The 17124-nt window shown below is 63.5% G+C and carries 17 protein-coding genes and 1 pseudogene; 12 read left to right on the forward strand and 6 right to left on the reverse strand.

Annotated elements, in window-relative coordinates; translation table 11 throughout:
* Nucleotides 1-54: 54 nt before the first annotated feature.
* The 3 genes from BN1143_RS13385 to miaE all read left to right on the forward strand — a co-directional run bounded on the left by BN1143_RS13385 (nucleotide 55) and on the right by miaE (nucleotide 3029).
* The gene (locus BN1143_RS13385) at nucleotides 55-543 is read left to right on the forward strand and encodes a CvpA family protein (protein ID WP_005300057.1); all 489 of its coding nucleotides are present in this window, start codon (nucleotides 55-57) and stop codon (nucleotides 541-543) included.
* 21 nt (nucleotides 544-564) lie between these two features.
* On the forward strand, nucleotides 565-2085 hold the full coding sequence (gene purF / locus BN1143_RS13390) for an amidophosphoribosyltransferase (RefSeq protein WP_005300060.1): 1521 nt from the start codon (nucleotides 565-567) through the stop codon (nucleotides 2083-2085).
* 185 nt (nucleotides 2086-2270) lie between these two features.
* Nucleotides 2271-3029, forward strand: coding sequence for a tRNA isopentenyl-2-thiomethyl-A-37 hydroxylase MiaE (gene miaE / locus BN1143_RS13395; protein ID WP_017779989.1), 759 nt, complete (start codon nucleotides 2271-2273; stop codon nucleotides 3027-3029).
* A 156-nt stretch (nucleotides 3030-3185) separates the two neighbouring features.
* On the opposite strand, the gene BN1143_RS13400 is transcribed toward miaE, so the two are convergent.
* The 6 genes from BN1143_RS13400 to pspF all read right to left on the reverse strand — a co-directional run bounded on the left by BN1143_RS13400 (nucleotide 3186) and on the right by pspF (nucleotide 9764).
* Entirely contained in the window at nucleotides 3186-3971 is a 786-nt protein-coding gene (locus BN1143_RS13400) for a peptide ABC transporter ATP-binding protein (RefSeq protein WP_005300064.1), read from the reverse strand.
* A 55-nt stretch (nucleotides 3972-4026) separates the two neighbouring features.
* On the reverse strand, nucleotides 4027-5025 hold the full coding sequence (locus tag BN1143_RS13405; RefSeq protein WP_005300065.1) for a peptide ABC transporter ATP-binding protein: 999 nt from the start codon (nucleotides 5023-5025) through the stop codon (nucleotides 4027-4029).
* 127 nt (nucleotides 5026-5152) lie between these two features.
* Nucleotides 5153-6046 (reverse strand): ABC transporter permease subunit, encoded by an 894-nt coding sequence (locus tag BN1143_RS13410; protein WP_005300069.1) that lies wholly within the window; start codon nucleotides 6044-6046, stop codon nucleotides 5153-5155.
* 35 nt (nucleotides 6047-6081) lie between these two features.
* Nucleotides 6082-7041, reverse strand: a complete 960-nt coding sequence (locus BN1143_RS13415) for an ABC transporter permease (RefSeq protein ID WP_005300071.1) — start codon at nucleotides 7039-7041, stop codon at nucleotides 6082-6084.
* A gap of 2 nt (nucleotides 7042-7043) precedes the next feature.
* Nucleotides 7044-8639 carry an ABC transporter substrate-binding protein SapA gene (sapA, locus tag BN1143_RS13420; RefSeq protein WP_042050963.1) on the reverse strand — a complete coding sequence of 532 codons (1596 nt, stop codon included), beginning with the start codon at nucleotides 8637-8639 and terminating at the stop codon, nucleotides 7044-7046.
* 90 nt (nucleotides 8640-8729) lie between these two features.
* On the reverse strand, nucleotides 8730-9764 hold the full coding sequence (gene pspF, locus BN1143_RS13425; RefSeq protein ID WP_042050964.1) for a phage shock protein operon transcriptional activator: 1035 nt from the start codon (nucleotides 9762-9764) through the stop codon (nucleotides 8730-8732).
* A gap of 196 nt (nucleotides 9765-9960) precedes the next feature.
* On the opposite strand from pspF, the gene pspA reads away from it, so the two are divergent.
* The 9 genes and pseudogenes from pspA to tyrR all read left to right on the forward strand — a co-directional run bounded on the left by pspA (nucleotide 9961) and on the right by tyrR (nucleotide 17108).
* Entirely contained in the window at nucleotides 9961-10638 is a 678-nt protein-coding gene (gene pspA / locus BN1143_RS13430) for a phage shock protein PspA (RefSeq protein WP_042050965.1), read from the forward strand.
* A gap of 3 nt (nucleotides 10639-10641) precedes the next feature.
* Nucleotides 10642-10878 (forward strand): envelope stress response membrane protein PspB, encoded by a 237-nt coding sequence (gene pspB, locus BN1143_RS13435; protein ID WP_005300084.1) that lies wholly within the window; start codon nucleotides 10642-10644, stop codon nucleotides 10876-10878.
* Complete coding sequence (pspC, locus tag BN1143_RS13440) at nucleotides 10875-11279, forward strand: envelope stress response membrane protein PspC (RefSeq protein WP_005300085.1); 405 nt, start codon at nucleotides 10875-10877, stop codon at nucleotides 11277-11279. The genes pspB and pspC overlap by 4 nt, the downstream gene beginning before the upstream one ends.
* 133 nt (nucleotides 11280-11412) lie before the next feature.
* On the forward strand, nucleotides 11413-12819 hold the full coding sequence (locus tag BN1143_RS13445) for a YcjX family GTP-binding protein (protein ID WP_042050966.1): 1407 nt from the start codon (nucleotides 11413-11415) through the stop codon (nucleotides 12817-12819).
* A gap of 60 nt (nucleotides 12820-12879) precedes the next feature.
* Nucleotides 12880-13911 (forward strand): YcjF family protein, encoded by a 1032-nt coding sequence (locus BN1143_RS13450; RefSeq protein ID WP_010634204.1) that lies wholly within the window; start codon nucleotides 12880-12882, stop codon nucleotides 13909-13911.
* A gap of 172 nt (nucleotides 13912-14083) precedes the next feature.
* Nucleotides 14084-14878 carry a phenylalanine 4-monooxygenase gene (gene phhA / locus BN1143_RS13455; protein WP_042050968.1) on the forward strand — a complete coding sequence of 265 codons (795 nt, stop codon included), beginning with the start codon at nucleotides 14084-14086 and terminating at the stop codon, nucleotides 14876-14878.
* 53 nt (nucleotides 14879-14931) lie between these two features.
* A complete protein-coding gene (locus BN1143_RS13460) occupies nucleotides 14932-15270 on the forward strand; it encodes a 4a-hydroxytetrahydrobiopterin dehydratase (RefSeq protein ID WP_042050969.1) in 339 nt (112 codons plus the stop codon).
* A pseudogene (locus BN1143_RS13465) lies at nucleotides 15261-15391 on the forward strand (4a-hydroxytetrahydrobiopterin dehydratase); the annotation flags it as partial. The gene BN1143_RS13460 and the pseudogene BN1143_RS13465, both read left to right, overlap by 10 nt.
* A 169-nt stretch (nucleotides 15392-15560) precedes the next feature.
* Nucleotides 15561-17108, forward strand: a complete 1548-nt coding sequence (gene tyrR, locus BN1143_RS13470) for a transcriptional regulator TyrR (RefSeq protein ID WP_010634201.1) — start codon at nucleotides 15561-15563, stop codon at nucleotides 17106-17108.
* Nucleotides 17109-17124 lie beyond the last annotated feature (16 nt).

Below are 17124 nucleotides of genomic sequence, written 5' to 3' on the forward strand. Positions count from 1 at the left end.
TTGCGCAATCGTTTTTGTTAGACTGCGCCGCAATTTCGCAGGACATCTTTTTCTATGGTCTGGATTGATTACGCCATCATCGGCATCGTCGGTTTCTCTGCTCTCATCAGCCTGGTGCGCGGCTTCGTCAAGGAGGCCATGTCTCTTGTCACCTGGTTCGTCGCCTTCTTCATCGCCAGCCATTTCTATCCCGATCTAGCCGTCTATTTCACCTCGTTCAGCGATCCCCTGGTGCGCAATGGCCTGGCCATCGCCGCCCTGTTCGTGGCGACCCTGATCCTGGGCAGCGTGGTCAACTACGTGGTGGGCCTGCTGGTAGACAAGACGGGGCTGTCCGGCACCGACCGGGTGCTCGGCATCTGTTTTGGCGCAATTCGCGGGGTACTGATCGTCAGTGCCCTGCTTTTTTTCATGGATACCTTCACCAGCCTCTCCCAGAGCGACTGGTGGGTGGCATCCAAGCTGGTGCCCGAGTTCAAGCCGGTCATCCAGTGGTTCTTCGGGTTCATGCTGAACTCGTCCAGTTTTCTTAAACAGGTATAGTGACTTCGAGGTAGCAAAGACATGTGTGGTATTGTCGGTATAGTTGGCACCACCCCCGTCAATCAGGCCCTCTACGACGCCTTGACGGTGTTGCAGCACAGGGGACAGGATGCCGCCGGGATCGTGACCATTGACAGTGGAAACTTCCGGCAACGCAAGGCCAACGGCCTGGTGAAGGACGTGTTTGAAGTGCGTCACATGCAGCGCCTGAAAGGGCATATCGGCATAGGACATGTCAGATATCCCACCGCAGGCAGCTCCAGTGCCGCTGAAGCCCAGCCTTTTTACGTGAACTCTCCCTACGGCATGGTGCTGGCCCACAACGGCAACCTCACCAACGCCAAGGAGCTCAAGGAGCAGCAGTTCAAGGTGGCCCGCCGCCACATCAACACCACCTCGGATTCCGAAGTGCTGCTGAACGTGCTGGCCCACGAGCTGGATCGCTGCGACAAGATGGCCCTGCAACCGGAGGACATCTTCGCTGCGGTGCGCAAGGTGCATCAGCAGATCCGCGGTGCCTATGCGGTGGTCTCCCTGGTGATTGGCCATGGCCTCATCGGCTTTCGCGATCCCAACGGCATTCGCCCGCTGATCCTGGGTCGCCGGGTCGACGAGCAGGGGCAGGTGGAGTACATGCTCGCCTCCGAGAGCGTGGCGCTCGATGCCATCGGTTTCGAGACGGTGCGCGACATCGCCCCGGGCGAGGCCATCTACATCACCGAGCAGGGCCAGCTCTTCTCCGAGCAGTGTGCGGAGAACCCGCAGATGAGCTCCTGCATCTTCGAGTACGTCTACTTCGCTCGCCCTGATTCGTGCATCGACAAGGTGTCGGTCTATGCCGCCCGCCTCAACATGGGTCGCAAGCTGGGTCAGAAGATCGCCCGCGAGTGGGAAGATCTCGACGTGGACGTGGTCATCCCCATCCCCGAGACCTCCTGCGACGTGGCGCTGGAAATCGCCCACACCCTGGATCTGCCGTACCGTCAGGGCTTCGTGAAGAACCGCTACATCGGCCGTACCTTCATCATGCCGGGCCAGACCCAGCGCAAGAAGTCGGTGCGTCGCAAGCTCAACGCCATCAGCTCCGAGTTCAAGGGCAAGAAGGTGTTGCTGGTGGACGACAGCATAGTGCGCGGCACCACCTCCGAGCAGATCATCCAGATGGCCCGTGAAGCGGGGGCCGCCAAGGTCTACTTCGCCTCGGCGGCGCCGGAAATTCGCTTCCCCAACGTCTACGGCATCGACATGCCCACCGCCAACGAGCTGATCGCCCATGGCCGGGAAGTGGAAGAGGTGTGCAAACTGATTGGTGCCGATGGCCTCATCTTCCAGGATCTGGAAGATCTGGAAGCGGCGGTGCGGGAGATCAACCCCGAGCTGCGTCACTTCGAGACTTCGGTGTTCAACGGCCACTACGTCACTTCCGACGTGGATCAGTCCTACCTCGACCACCTCAACGCCATGCGCAGCGATGACAACAAGGCGGTGCGCGAGTGGCAGGAAGGCACCAGCAACCTGGAAATTTTTAACGAAGGCAGTTAAACGTTTTCCACGCTGAGGTGTTGCAACGAGATGGGGGCCAAGGCCCCCATTGTTGTTTCCGCTTGCCAAAAAGGGCTCTGCATCTGCTTGAAAAAGCAGCGTTTGTAGCCGCAGCTATGGGCAGTGGCGGCGGGATCCGCTAGCATGGGCCGCCGCCGTATCAACCCGACCAGACGAGAGTTCAGATGGATGACCTGCTAGCCCCCGTGCGCCAGTTTTTGCACTGCGAGACCCCGGATGCGTGGATCGAGATGGCGCGGGATCCCGCCCAGCTGCCGACCCTGCTCATCGATCACGCCAACTGCGAAAACAAGGCTGCGCTCACCGCCCACAGCCTGGTGCGCCGCTACTGCCTGCCCAAGGGCAAGCGACATCTGCTGCCCAAGCTGGAGTTCTATCGGGAGCTGGACGCCATTCCGGAGAAGGCCGAGATCTTGGGCAAGCGGACCATGGGAGAGACCGATCGCACCGTGTTCGAGGAGCTCTCTCGCAATCCGCTGCTGTTTCCCATGGTGCGGCTCATTCAGGAGGAGCTGCACCACTTCGAGCAGGTGCTGGAGCTGATGGCCGCCCGCGACATCCCCTACGGCCCGGTGACCGCCTCCCGCTACGCGCGCAACCTGATGCAGCACGTGCGCACCCACGAGCCCGCCACCATAGTCGACAAGCTGATCATCGGCGCCTATATCGAGGCGCGCTCCTGCGAGCGTTTTGCCAAGCTGGCACCCCATCTGGACGAGGAGCTGGGTCGCTTCTACGTCTCCCTGCTGCGCTCAGAGGCGCGCCACTATCAGGATTATCTGGCGCTGGCCGAGCAATATGCGGGGGAGGACATCAGCGAGCGGGTGGCCTTCTTCGGCCAGCTGGAGGCGGAGCTGATCCGCTCGCCGGATCCGCAGTTCAGGTTCCATAGCGGTCTTCCTGTCAGATCTGACAGTTGTTGACGCGAAGGGGGCTGCCTACCATTGCAGCGTTCCTACTACGAGCGACGCATTTACTTTTGAGCGCAATTCCCGGCCCCTGAGCCGGGATTTTTTTGTTTCATTTTCGGGGCAGCGGAAACAGCGGGAAAGGGCCGGCGGCAGGCCGCCGGGCAGGGCTCAGCGGCGGTATTCGTTGTCGTAGTTCTGGATGAGGCGGCGGGTCACCTCATGCTGGGGATCGGCGAATACCTTGAGGGTCTTGCCGCGCTCCACCACCCGCCCTTCGTGCATCACCAGCACCTCGTCGCTGATGTGGCTCACCACCCCCAGATCGTTGGCCACCAGCACATAGCTGAGCCCCATGGTCTCCTGCATCTCCAGCAGCAGGTTGATGATCTGCGAGCGCACCGAGATATCCAGGGTGGAGAGCGCCTCGTCAGCTACCACTATCTTGGGGTTGAGGATCAGCGCCCGCGCCAGCGCCACCCGTTGCTGCTGGCCGGCGGAGAGCATCTGCGGGTAGAAGAGGGCGTGATCCGCCAGCATGCCCACCATGCGCAGGGTCTGTATCACCTTGTCGCGGCGCTCCTCCTCGGTCATCTCGGTGTTGAGGCGCAGCGGTGTCTCCAGGATCTGGCCGACCCGGATCTTGCGATTGAGGGAGGAGTTGGGGTCCTGGAAGATCATCCGCAGCAGCTTGCAGCGGGTCTGATAGTCGCCATGGATCATCGGCTGCCCCTCGATGGCGATCTCGCCACCGCTCGGCTCTATCATGCCCGCCAGAATGCGGGCCAGGGTGCTCTTGCCGGAGCCGGCCTCGCCGACGATGGCCAGGGTCTGGCCCACCTCGAGATCAAAGGAGAGCGGCTTGATGGCTTCCACCGCCCGGCGTCGAAACAGGCCGGTGCGGTTCTGATAGGTCTTGCACAGGCCCCTGACCTGCAGCAGAGAGGGTTCGATCACTGTCCTGACTCCTTGGTGAGAGGGCATGCTGCCACGCTCTGATTCGGGATTGAATTCACTTCTTGGGCTCTTCCATGTTCAGCGGGAAGTGGCAGCTGAACTGGTGCCCCTTGATCTTGCTCATCAGCGGTGTCTGCACGCACTGCTTCTGGGCGTAGGGGCAGCGGGGGCCGAGCCGGCAACCGATGGGCAGGTGCTGCAGCGGCGGAATGACGCCGGGCAGGGTCTCGAGGCGCGACTTGTGGCGCACCAGCTTGTCAAAGTCGGGGATCGACTTGAGCAGCGCATCGGTATAGGGGTGGTGCGGGGTCTCCAGGATCTGCTCCCGGGTGCCCACCTCCACCATCTGGCCGCAATACATCACGTTGATGGTGTCGGTCAGGTTGGCGATGGCAGCGATGTCGTTGCTGATGATGAGGATGGTGGTGTTGCCCAGCTTGTTCATCTTGTCCAGCAGCCGCAGGATCTGCGAATGGGTGGTGGACTCCATGGCGCTGGTGGGCTCGTCCGCCACCAGCAGGCGCGGCTGGTTGGCGATGGCCATGGCGATCATCACCTTCTGGCACATGCCGTCCGACAACTCGTGGGGGTAGGCTCGCATCACCTTGCGGTGATCCTTGACGCCGACCCGGTGCAGCAGGGCGATGGCCTTCTTCTTGCGCCACTGGAAACGCTGCCAGAACTGCCCCTCGAACGAGTCGGTCGGGATCGCCTCTTCCAGCTGGGTGCCGATCTCCTCGGAGGGGTCGAGACAGCTGATGGGGTCCTGGAAGATCATGGCGATCTCGCGGCCCATGATGCGGCGCCGCTCGCGGGGCGCCATGGTCAGCAGGTCCATGTCGTTGAAGCGCATCCGGTCGGCGCGCACCGTCCAGTTGTCCTTCTGGATGCCGACGATCACCTTGGCCACCAGGCTCTTGCCGGAGCCGGATTCTCCCACCAGGCCGCGGATCTCCCCCTCGGCCAGGGTCAGGCTCACCTTGTCCACCGCCTTGACCTTGCCCTGCGGGGTGTCGATCTCGATGGTGAGGTTGCGTATGTCGAGCAGAGGCATTAGTCATTCCCCTCTTTGAGTGCTTCGCGAATGCCCTCGCCAACCAGCGATGGGTTGACCTGCACGCCGTACAGGAATTGGCGGGGGACAAGGGTGAGCATGCCTATCTTGGGCACAGAGCATTGCATCAGTCGTTCCCCTCTTTGAGTGCTTCGCGAATGCCTTCACCTACTAGATTGGTGACCAGCACGCTGAACAGGATGGCCATGCCCGGCAGGGTCACGGTCCAGGGGGCGAGATAGATGAGATCGCTGGAGTCCGCCAGCATGGCGCCCCACTCAGGTTGCGGTGACTGGGCACCGAGGCCGAGAAAACCCACCGCCGAGATGTCGAGGATGGCCGCCGACAGGGTGCGGGTGGTCTGGGCCACCAGGGTCTCGACGATGTTCGGCAAAATGGCGAGGCGCATGATCCGCAAGGGGGGCGAGCCGTCGAGCCGGCTGGCGATGATGTACTCCTTCTGCATCTCGGTGTGGACCGCGTTGTAGGTGGCCCGGATGAAGGGCGGGATCAGCGCCAGGGTGATGGCGATCAGGGTGTTGAACAGACCCGGCCCCAGAATGGCCACCATGATGATGGCCAGCAGCAGGGAGGGGATGGAGAGCAGGGTATCGAGCAGGTGGTGCAGCACGCTCGACTTGAGCCCCTTGCTCATGCCGCCGAGGATGCCGATGGCGGTGCCCACCACCATGGCGATCACCACCACCAGCAGGGCGTTGCCAAAGGTGAGCCTGGCGCCCACCACCAGCCGGGAGAGGATGTCGCGGCCCAGATCGTCGGTGCCGAGGAAGTAGTCAATGTTGCCGCTGTTGGCCCAGGAGGGGGCCAGCAGCAGGCGGGAGCTGTGCTGCTCGTCGATGCCGTAGGGCACCACCAGCGGGCCGAGCAGGGTGATGAGCAGCAGGATCACGAAGCACCAGAGTCCTGCCATCGCCAGCGGATTGCGGCGATAGGAGGCCCAGGTCTGCTCCAGCGGCGAGAGGATCTTGAGCTCGGGGTAGAGGCTAGTCTTGTCTTGCATAGGATTCCTGGCTCCGGGTCATGCCATGAGCACGTTCAGTCTTGTTTTGCATAGAGTTCTTTGCGCCGCGCCGGGTAGATGATGGTGGTGAGCAGCTCGGTGCTGACGCTGATGAAGATGACGAAGCTGGCCACCACCAGGGTGGCACCGCGGATGGCGGCGTAGTCCTGCAGGGCGATGCTGTTGATGAGCCAGCGGCCGATGCCGTGCCACTCGAACACCACCTCGGTGATCATGGCGGAGGTGAGCACGCTGCCCAGCTGCAGGCCCAGCAGCGGCAGCACCGGCGGCAGGGCGTTCTTGAGGCCGTGGCGCCAGACGATCTGGCGGCGGGAGAGGCCGCGGCTGGCCGCTGCCTTGATGTAGTTCTGCTTCATCACGTCGATGAGGGAGCTGCGCACGTGGCGGATCACCTCGGTGGTGGGCACCACCGCCAGCACCAGCGAGGGCAGGATCAGGTGGCGCAGGGCGTCGTGCAGGGCAGCCTGGCGCCAGGGCTCGTGGCTCATCAAGACGTCGATGAGGGCGATGCCGGTGATGGAGGGCACGTCATAGAGCAGGCTGATCTGGCCGGAGGCGGGCAGCCAGCCCAGCTCCAGCGAGAAGAACATCACCACCAGCAGTGCCAGCCAGAACACCGGCACCGCGTAACCGATGAGGCCGGCGGTCATGATGGTGAGATCGAGCGGCTTGCCCTGGGAGAGGGCCGCCAGGGTGCCGAGCGGAATGCCCACCAGCAGCGAGATGGCAAAGGCCGCCCCGCAGAGGATCAGGGTGGCGGGGAAGTAGTGACGGATCTCGTCCAGCACCGGCAGGCCGGAGACGCTGGAGAGCCCCAGATCCCCATCCAGAATGCGGCGCAGGAAGTCGGGGTAGCCGCTCCAGAAGCTGGCTTGCTGGCCGATGAGACGCACGTCCAGCAGGTAGGCGACGAAGGTCAGCGCCAGCAGGGTGATGAGCAGCAGATTGATGCGACGCAGGATATAGAGAAACATGCTTACTCCCGATAGGCCTGGTTGAAGACGGTGCCGCCAAAGGGCATCAGGGAGAGCCCCTCGATGTCGCTGCGGCTGACCTGGGTACGCAGGGCATGGGCCAGCGGAATGAGCGGCATCTGTTCGTTGAGCAGGGTCTGGGCGTAATAGTAGTTGCGCAGCCGAAACGCCAGCTGGGGCGTGGTCACCGCGTCGTCCAGCAGCTGATCAAACGCCGGGCTGCACCAGCGGCTGTAGTTGTTGCCGCGCTCGACGGCGGCGCAGCTCAGCAGCTGGCGAAAGAAGTTGTCCGGGTCTGCGTTGTCGGCGATCCAGCCGCTGAGCAGACTGTCGTACTGACCCTGGGCGAGGCGGGCCTCGATGACCGGCCACTCCTGCTGCACGATTTTGAGCTTGATGCCGATCTTGGCCAGATCGCTTCGCATCAGCTGGGCGGTCTTGAGGGCATCCGGGTTGTAGGCGCGCGAGCCCGGCTGCACCAGCACCTGCATCTCGAAGCCTTGCGCCAGTCCCGCCTCCTTGAGCAGCTGGCGCGCCCGCTTGAGATCCGGCTGGCGCATCGGCAGGGAGGGGTTGTAACCCCAGGAGAGCGGCGGCAGCAGGCTGTTGGCGGGCTGGCCCGTCTCGAAATAGACCGCCTGCAGCAGGTTGTCGATGTTGATGGCGTTGGCGATGGCCTGGCGCACCTGCACCTTGTTGAACGGTGCCTTGCGGGTGTTGAGGGCGAGGAAAGCGACGTTCATGCCGGACTGCACCGCCAGGCTGAGGTCGGGATCCTTGTCGATCACCGACAGCTGGCTGGCGGAGGGGGTGCTCATCACGTCGCACTCGCCGGTCAGCAGTTTGGCCAGCCGCTTGGAGGATTTGGGGGTGATGTCGTAGATGAGCTGCTCAATCTTGGCCTCGCCGCCCCAGTAACCGGGGTGGCGCAGGTAGCGCACGTATTCGTTGTGGCGATACTCCTTGAAGCTGAACGGCCCTGTGCCCACCGGGCGGCTGTCGATGAGCCCCGGGGTGCCGGCCTTTTGCAACTGCTCGGCATACTCGGCGGAGAGCACGATGGCGTAGTCGCTGGCCAGGGTGGCGAGGAAGGAGGCATCCGGCCGGATGAGCTCGAACACGACTTTATCGGCCCCCTTCCGGTAGACCCGCTTGATCAGCTGATCCAGCCCCAGACTGTAGAAGTAGGGGTATTCGCCGCCGGACACCTCGTGATAGGGGTGCAGCTTGTTGAGCAGCCGCTGCCAGGTGAACACAACGTCGTCTGCGTTGAGGGGACGGGAGGGGTTGAACCAGGGCGTGTGGTGAAAGGTCACCCCCTGGCGCAGGGTCAGGGTATAGGAGAGACCATCCTCGCTCACCTGCCAGCGGGTGGCGAGCCCGCCTTCGAGCGCCAGGGTGTTGGGATTCACCTCCAGCAGGCGGTCATAGAGGGGGCGCGAGCTGGCATCCAAGGTCACCCCCGAGTTGGAGACCTGGGGATTGAAGGTCTGGGGCGAGCCTTCCGCACAATAGATGAGTCCCGTCTTGGACGCGTCATCCTGTTTGTGACAACCGGTGAGCAGCACCAGCACACCAAGCAGCAGGGGTTTGAGCATTCTCATTGTCGAACCATGTTTTTATACGAAATTGCCGGCGATGGGGCCGGCAAGGGGTGGAAGCCGCTCTGGCACGGGCTGCCCGGGTTATTAATCCGCATCGTTGTCACTGTCCAGCAACTGGTATTTGCGCAGCATGCCGCGGAACTGGTGATAGCTCAGGGCCAGCAGTTGGGCGGCTTTGCGCTGATTATACTGGGATTGCTGCAACGCTTGCTTGAGTAAATTAATCTCGTAGCCCGCCACCGCCTGTTTGAGGTCCAGCGGCAGGGTGGCAGTGGCCGCAACGGGCGCCGGTTGCGCCTCGCTCGGCAGCGCCGCGGCGGTGTCGGTGCGAGCCAAGGGCCGCCAGGGGGAATCGAACGGGTTGAGCACCAGCTCGGCCAGCGGCAACTGGGGGTTGCCCTGGCGGTAGATACTGCGCTCCACCACGTTTTTCAGCTCCCGCACGTTGCCTGGCCAGGGGTAATCCAGCAGCAGCTGGGTCGCCTTGCGCGAGAAGCCGGCAAACAGTGGATAGCCGAGCTCCCGGGTCATGCCGTGGGCGAAGTGCTCCGCCAGCATCAGAATATCGTCGCGCCGCTCCCGCAAGGGGGGCAGGGTGATGACGTCGAAGGCGAGCCGGTCGAGCAGGTCGTGGCGAAATTGCCCTTTGTCGGCCAGCGCCGGCAGATCCTCGTTGGTGGCGCACACCAGCCGCACATCCACCTTGAGGGCCTTGGCGCCGCCCACCCGTTCAAACTCCCCGTATTCGATGACCCGCAGCAGTTTTTCCTGCACCCGGGCGCTGGTGGTGGCCAGCTCGTCAAGGAAGAGCGTGCCGCCATCGGCCCGCTCGAAGCGGCCCTGGTGACGCTTGGCGGCGCCGGTGAAGGAGCCCGCCTCGTGGCCGAACAGCTCGGTCTCCAGCAGGCTCTCGCTCAGGGTGGCGCAGTTGACGGTCACAAAGCTTTGATCCCAGCGCGCCGAGAGATAATGTAGGCGGTGGGCGATCAGCTCCTTGCCGGTACCCCGTTCGCCAATGATCAGCACGGGCTTGCGCAGCGGCGCCAGGCGGGAGGCCTGCTCAATGATCTCGAGAAATGCGTTGGATTCCCCCAACAGGCTTTCCGTGGCCGTGGTCATAGTCATCCCCGTGAGTCGGTGAAAGCTGGTCAATCTTACCAAAAGTTGGTGATTCTAATCATTACTTGTGTGGTGCCTCTTGAAATACGATCGAGCAGCCCCATATAAATCAACAAGTTAAATTCTGTTCCAGATTGGCACACAAGTTGCCATTGTCAATGGAGAAACAACGTATGCCAACCACAGGAGTACAATCATGAGTATTTTTTCCCGCCTGGCCGACATCATCAATTCCAACCTGACGGCCCTGCTCGACAAGGCAGAAGATCCCCAGAAGATGGTGCGCCTGATCATCCAGGAGATGGAAGACGAATTGGTGAAGGAGCGATCCAACCTGGCCCGCTTCCTCGCCAACCAGAAAGAGATCGGCCGCCAGGTCGCCCGCCATCAGGAGCGGGTCGCCGAGTGGCAGGGCAAGGCCGAGCTGGCCCTGAGCAAGGAGCGGGAAGACCTGGCCCGCGCTGCGCTTATCGAGAAGAAGAAGCAGGCCGAGCTGGCCGACTCCCTCTTGCGTGAGCAGCAGGCGGTGGACAGCGGCATCGAGAAGCTGGGGGAGGAGATCCGTCAGCTGGAAGCCAAGCTGGAAGATGCCCGTGCCCGCCAGAAGGCGATGGCCATTCGCACCGAAGCGGCCAGCAGCCGTCTCAATGTGCAGAGCCAGGTGGCCCGTGGCGACAGCCAGGCGGTGGTGAGCAAGTTCGAACGCATGGAGCGCCGCATCGACGAGATGGAGGCCCGCGCCGATCTGGGGCAGTCCGACAAGGCGCTGGCCCAGCAGTTTGCCGAGCTGGAAGCCGACGATCAAATAAGCAAAGAGCTGGAAGCCATGCGCCAGAAGCTGCAGAGCGACACCACGCCGAAACAGGGAGAATAACAGATGGAAGATCTGCTGGGTGTGTTGATGGTTCCCATGGTGGTCTTCATGGTAGTGGTGGCCCCCATCTGGCTGGTGCTGCACTACCGCGCCAAGGGGCGCATTGGCGCCGGTCTTGCCGATGGCGAGCGTGAACAGCTGCAGGGTTTGCTGGTGCGTGCCGAGAAGATGCAGGAGCGGGTCGGCGCCCTGGAGTCGATTCTGGATGCCGAGGTTCCTGGTTGGAGAAACAAGGTATGACACAGTGGAGCAAAGAGGGGCGCAACCTCTATCGTGACCCCCAGCGCGGCAAGATAGCCGGGGTCTGTGCCGGTCTGGCAGAATACTTCGGGGTGGAGACCTGGATCGTGCGGTTGCTGGCCATCAGCGGCCTCATCTTCGCCGGTTTCATCACCTTCACCGCCTACGTCGCCGCCTGGTTTCTGCTCGACAAGAAGCCGGTCACCCTTTACGCCCAGGAGGATGCCGACTTTGCCGAGGTGCGGATGAAGGCGCGCAGCTGGCAGGCAGGCGTCACGCCTCATCAGGCCCTTGCCCGCATCGGCCAGGAGCTGGATGCGCTAGAGCCCAGGGTGCAGCGCATCGAGAAGCTGGTGACCTCCAAGGAGTTCACCCTGCAGCGGGAGTTTCGCAACTTGTAAGGCCTGAGCGGTACGATGGCCCCGCCGGCCTGGACTTGCCTCTGATGGCAGGGGAGGCGGGCGGGGATCATGACGAGGGTGGTGCTGCCTGCCACCCGCTTCGCCGGGCAGCTACGGGAGAACAGAACAAGCCTTGATACTCAATAAACTGGAACAGCAATTCAATCGCCTGCAGCACAAGGCAAGCGACGTGGTGAACCGGGTACGGGATCGCCACATCCGGCTGGCGGTGACCGGCCTCTCTCGCAGCGGCAAGACCGCCTTCATCACGGCGCTGGTCAACCAGCTGGAACACGCGGCCATCGATGGCCGGCTGCCCCTGTGGGATGCCCTGCGCCAGGGGCGCATCCTCGGCGCTCGCCGGGTACCCCAGCAAAATGCCCACATTCCCACCTTCCCCTACGAGCGTGGCCTCGACTCTCTGTTTGGCGATCCGCCGGCCTGGCCCGAGCCGACCCGCGGGGTGGCCGAGGTACGCCTCGAAATTCGCTATCGCACCCGTCATCCGCTGCGCAAACACTTGGGGGAGATCTCTACCCTCTACGTGGATCTGGTGGACTACCCCGGGGAGTGGCTGCTCGACTTGCCGCTGCTGGAGATGAGCTACGAGCAGTGGAGCGAGCAGGTGCGCGAGCAGCTACGCCGCCCCGAGCTGCAGACCCTGGCCGCCGGCTGGCTGGCACCCGCATGGCAGGCGGAGCAGGACTTCGAGGAGCGGCCGGTGGCCCAGCTCGCCGAGCGCTACACCGATTATCTGCACGCCTGCAAGCGTGAGCTGGGGCTGCACCTGATCCAGCCCGGCCGCTTCGTGCTGCCGGGGGAGTATGTCGGTGCCCCCATGCTGCAGTTTGTGCCCTGGGTGTGGGACAAGCCTGCCGGCGAGCCCGCCGAGGGGACTCTCTACGCCACCCTCAAACAGCGCTTCGAGCAGTACAAGCAGCATCTGGTGCAGGGGTTTTATGAGCAGCACTTCGCCGGTTTCGATCGCCAGATCGTGCTGGTGGATTGCCTGCAGCCCCTCAACGCCGGGGCGGCCAGCTTTGGCGACATGCAGCAGGCCATCGCCCGCATCATGGAGAGCTTTGCCTACGGCAAGAGCAACTGGTGGCGGCGGCTCTTCTCACCGCGCATCGACAAGCTGCTGTTCGTGGCGAGCAAGGCCGATCACGTCACCCCGGAGCAGCATGGCTCTATGGTCTCCCTGCTGCAGCACCTGGTGCGCAGCGGCCGCGGCCAGGCCCGTTTTGAAGGGATTGCCACCGAGTGTCTGGCGCTGGCCGCCATCAAGGCGACCGAGGTGGGCAAGGGGGTGGCCGATGGCCGCGAGTTCCCCGCCATCCGTGGCACCAGCCTCTCGGGTGAGCCGCTCTTGCTGTTTCCGGGTGAGGTGCCATCCCATATCCCCCCTGCGCAGTGGTGGAACAATCAGGGCTTTGATTTTCAGGCTTTTCGCCCGCTGCCCATGAGCGCCCATCAGGCGCTGCCCCATATCCGGCTCGATGCGGCGCTGGAGTTTCTGCTCGGGGATCACCTCGAATAAGGGTGTGCGGCCGGGGTTGTTTCCGTCGCCGCACCCAGAAGACGGTTTTCAGGAGAAGCGATGAACGATCAGACAAAAGCGCAGCCGCCGCTGCAGGGCAAGGTGATCCTGGAGCCCACCTTGACGACAGCTGACGACCAGCGAGCGCCGGCACCCGCCCAGCGACTGGAGGAGGCGAGCTTCGAGCGCCTCGATGAGCTGGAAGAGCTCACCGAGGTGGAGAGTGCCCTCGTCATCAAGCCGCGCCGCCGTCATCGGCTGCTGGCCTGGGGGCTGGGAGCGGTCGGCCTGCTCTCTCTGGGCCAGTACGGCGCCTTTCTCTACGAGCAGTTTCTCACCACCCCGCTCTGGGGCGGTGCCTGGCTGGCGGCCTCGGCACTGGTGGCAGCGGGCACCGCCGGGGTGGTGGGGCGCGAGTGGCTGCGCCTGCGCACCCTCAAACGGCGCCAGGATGTACGCTCGCGGGCCGAGGATCTGCTGGCCCATCAGGGGGTCGGCCAGGGTCAGGGGTTTTGCGAAGGGCTGGCCGAGCGCAGCGGCGACAAGGGGCGCGAGGGGTATCAAACCTGGCTCGCCCAGCTCGACGAGAGCCACAACGATCGGGAGGTGTTGACCCTCTACAGCCAGCTGGTGCTCGGTGAGCGCGACAAGCTGGCCCAGGCGCGGGTGGCCAAATGGTCGGGGGAGGCCGCCGTGCTGGTGGCCCTGAGTCCGCTCGCCACCGTCGACATGATGCTGATGCTGTGGCGCAACCTGCGGATGATCGAGGACATCGCCGACGTCTACGCCATCGAGCTCGGCTACTGGAGCCGCATTCGCCTCATCCGTCAGGTGTTTCGCAACATGCTCTACGCCGGCGCCACCGAGCTGGTGACCGAGGTGGGGATGGACTTGCTGGGGGCCGAGCTCACCGCCAAGCTCTCTGCCCGCGCCGCGCAAGGGGTGGGGGCCGGGCTGCTCACCGCCCGCCTCGGCCTGCGCACCATAGAGGCGTGCCGCCCGCTGCCCTGGTGCGCGGACGAGAAGCCGAGATTGGGAGAGCTTCGCAAGCGGCTGATCGGTCAGCTGGCGGGCTACCTCAACAAGGGGTGAGCACCAGGCCAGGGGCTCGATTGTGGTTGTCACAAATTATTTACAATTGTCCGCGGCAGCCGACCCCTGGGTCGGCTGCTTTTTTGGGGGGCAAACCGTTACAGTGATCTCATCGCGCAATGGCGCCACACCGCCCGGATGGCGGGTTGCAACCCAGAGGATGGAGTCACCCATGGCAAGTATCTACACCGCCCACCAGCCGGATGAAGCGGGCACGATCCACTACTCGGACGAGGAGCACGGTACCTGGCAGATCCTGATCGCACGTCAGCTGGCGGCGCTTGAGGGCAAGGCCTGTGACGAGTACCAGGCCGGGCTGGCGCGGCTCGACCTGCCCCGGGATCGGATCCCCCAGCTGGCCCAGATCAACGCCGTGCTGCAACCGGCCACCGGCTGGTCGGTGGCGGCGGTGCCGGCGCTCATCTCCTTTGACCGCTTCTTTGCCCTGCTGGCCAACCGCCAGTTTCCGGTGGCCACCTTCATCCGCCGCCGGGACGAGCTCGACTACCTGCAGGAGCCCGACATCTTTCACGAGATCTTCGGCCATTGCGCCATGCTGACCAACCCCGCCTTCGCCCACTTCACCCATGTCTATGGCCAGCTCGGCCAGCGGGCCGGCAAGGAGGAGCGGGTCTTTCTGGCGCGGCTCTACTGGTTCACGGTGGAGTTTGGCCTGCTGGCTACGGCAAAGGGACTTCGCATCTACGGTGGCGGCATTCTCTCCTCCATCGGTGAGACCGCCTATGCCCTCGGTGGCCAACCTGTGCTGCAACCCTTTGATCCCATCGAGGTGCTGCGCACCCCGTATCGCATCGACATCATGCAGCCCACCTATTTCGTGCTGCCCGAGCTTGATGAGCTCTATCGTCTGGCGGAGCAGGATATCATGGCCATGGTGGCCGAGGCGCGCCGTCTGGGGCTGCGTCCCCCCCGTTTTGCACCGGCCGGCGGCAAGCAGGCGAGTTGAGTCGCCCGCCGGTATTTGATTACCCCTTTTCATCGATACACAAGGAGAGTCCCATGTCCGAACTGGCCAGCCAGCAGTGTGAAGCGTGCCGCGGCGATGCCCCCAAGGTGAGCGAGCAGGAGCTGAGCGAACTGATGCGCCTCATCCCCGACTGGCAGCCGCTGGTGGTAAAAGGTGAGCTGCAGCTGCGGCGCGAATTCACCTTCCGCAACTTCAAGGAGGCGCTCGCCTTCACCAACCGCCTGGGCGAGCTGGCGGAGGCAGAGTTTCATCATCCCGCCATTCTCACCGAGTGGGGCAAGGTGACCGTCAGCTGGTGGACCCACAAAATTGGCGGATTACACCGCAACGACTTCATCATGGCGGCGCGTACGGATGAGCTGCTGAAGTGAAGACGCCCTCACTCACCGAGTGGGCGAGATGGTGACCGCCAGCTGGTGGCCCCGCAAGATAGGTGGCTTGCACCGCAACGACTTCATCATGGCGGCGCGCACGGATGAGCTGCTGAAGTGAAGAGGCCATCGTTCATCGACAAGTCGCTCAAATAAACGCCTGTAGATGACGCGGGCCTGCCTGGTGAAAACGGGGCGGGCCCGCATTTTTATGGGCTGGCGCTCGCACTGGCGGGATCGAGTCTGTATTATCCGGTCATTCATAGAGTTAGCTAGGAAGTGTGTCCCGAATGCGTCTTGAAGTCAGCTGTGAAGACCGCCTGGGCCTGACCCGGGAACTGCTCGACCGCCTGGTGGAGCACAACATCGATCTGCGCGGCATCGAAATCGATACCTCAGGCATCATCTATCTCAACTTTCCCGAGCTGGAGTTTCGTGATTTCCAGCACCTGATGCCGGAGATCCGCCGCATTCCCGGCGTCTATGACGTCAAGACCATCCCCTACATGCCCTCCGAGCGGGAGCACCACGAGATTGAGGCGCTGCTCAAGGCGCTGCCGGATCTGGTCTTCTCCCTCGATGCCAAGGGCAAGGTGACCCAGGCCAACCAGTCCGCCCTCACCACCCTGGCCCTGCCGGTGGAGGAGGTGCGCGGCGCGGCGCTCGGCTCCCTGGTCAAGGGCTTCTCCTTCAGCCGCTGGCTGGAGGCGAGCGAGATCCGCCCGCAGACCTGCAAGCTCAGCATCGGCGGCGAGGAGTATCTGGCGGATCTGATGCCGCTGTTCGTGGCCGAGGAGAAGGGCAAGCAGGCCCTGGCCGGCGCCGTGGTGGTGCTCAAGTCCGCCCGCCGGGTCGGCATGCACTTCAGCGCGCTCCACGCGGTGGAAGTGGGGGGCTTTGAGCACCTGCAGGCCGAGAGCCAGAAGATGAAACAGGTGCTGGCCCAGGCGAGCAAGCTGGCGATGCAGGATGCGCCGCTGCTGATCGTCGGCGAGACCGGCACCGGCAAGGAGTTGCTGGCCCGCGCCTGCCACGGTGCCAGTCTGCGCTCCAGCCATCCCTTCATGGCGCTCAACTGCGCGGCCATGCCGGACAACGTGGCCGAGAGCGAGCTGTTCGGTTACGCCCCCGGCGCCTTTGGCAACAACACTGAGGGCAAGCGCGGGGTACTGGAGCTGGCGAGCGGTGGCACCCTGATGCTGGACGAAATCGGCGACATGTCGCCCCATCTGCAGACCAAGTTCCTGCGGGTGTTGCAAGACGGTGTGTTCCGCCGGGTCGGCGACGAGCAGGAGGTGAAGGTCAATGTGCGCTTCATCTGCACTACCCAGAAGCAGCTGCTGGATCTGGTGCACGAGGGCAAGTTCCGGGAAGATCTCTACTACCGCCTCAACGTGCTGAGTCTGGCGCTGCCGCCGCTGCGCGAGCGCAAGGCGGACATCATGGCGCTGGCCCAGCAGTTCGTCTCCCGTTTTGCCAGCGAACTGCAGCGTCCGCGCCCGCGCTTTACCCGCAACATGGCCGAGTACCTGACCGCCTATCGCTGGCCCGGCAACGTGCGCCAGCTGCGCAACTGCCTCTATCGCGCCATGACCTTGCTGGAAGGGGACGAGATCGGCCCTGAGCACGTGGACTTGCCGGTGGCGGCCGACGCCATGCCGCTCATCGACGAGTGGTTCGAAGGGGGGCTGGACGAGGCGGTGAAACGCTTCGAGAGCCGGCTGCTGGAGCGGCTCTACCCGGCGTTCCCCTCCACCCGTCAGCTGGCCAAACGGCTGGGGGTGTCGCACACCGCCATCGCCAACAAACTGCGGGAATACGGGATCAGCAAGAAGTAACCCCATGAATGTAACT

Source organism: Aeromonas dhakensis, from assembly GCF_000820305.1.
Classification (GTDB): domain Bacteria; phylum Pseudomonadota; class Gammaproteobacteria; order Enterobacterales; family Aeromonadaceae; genus Aeromonas; species Aeromonas dhakensis.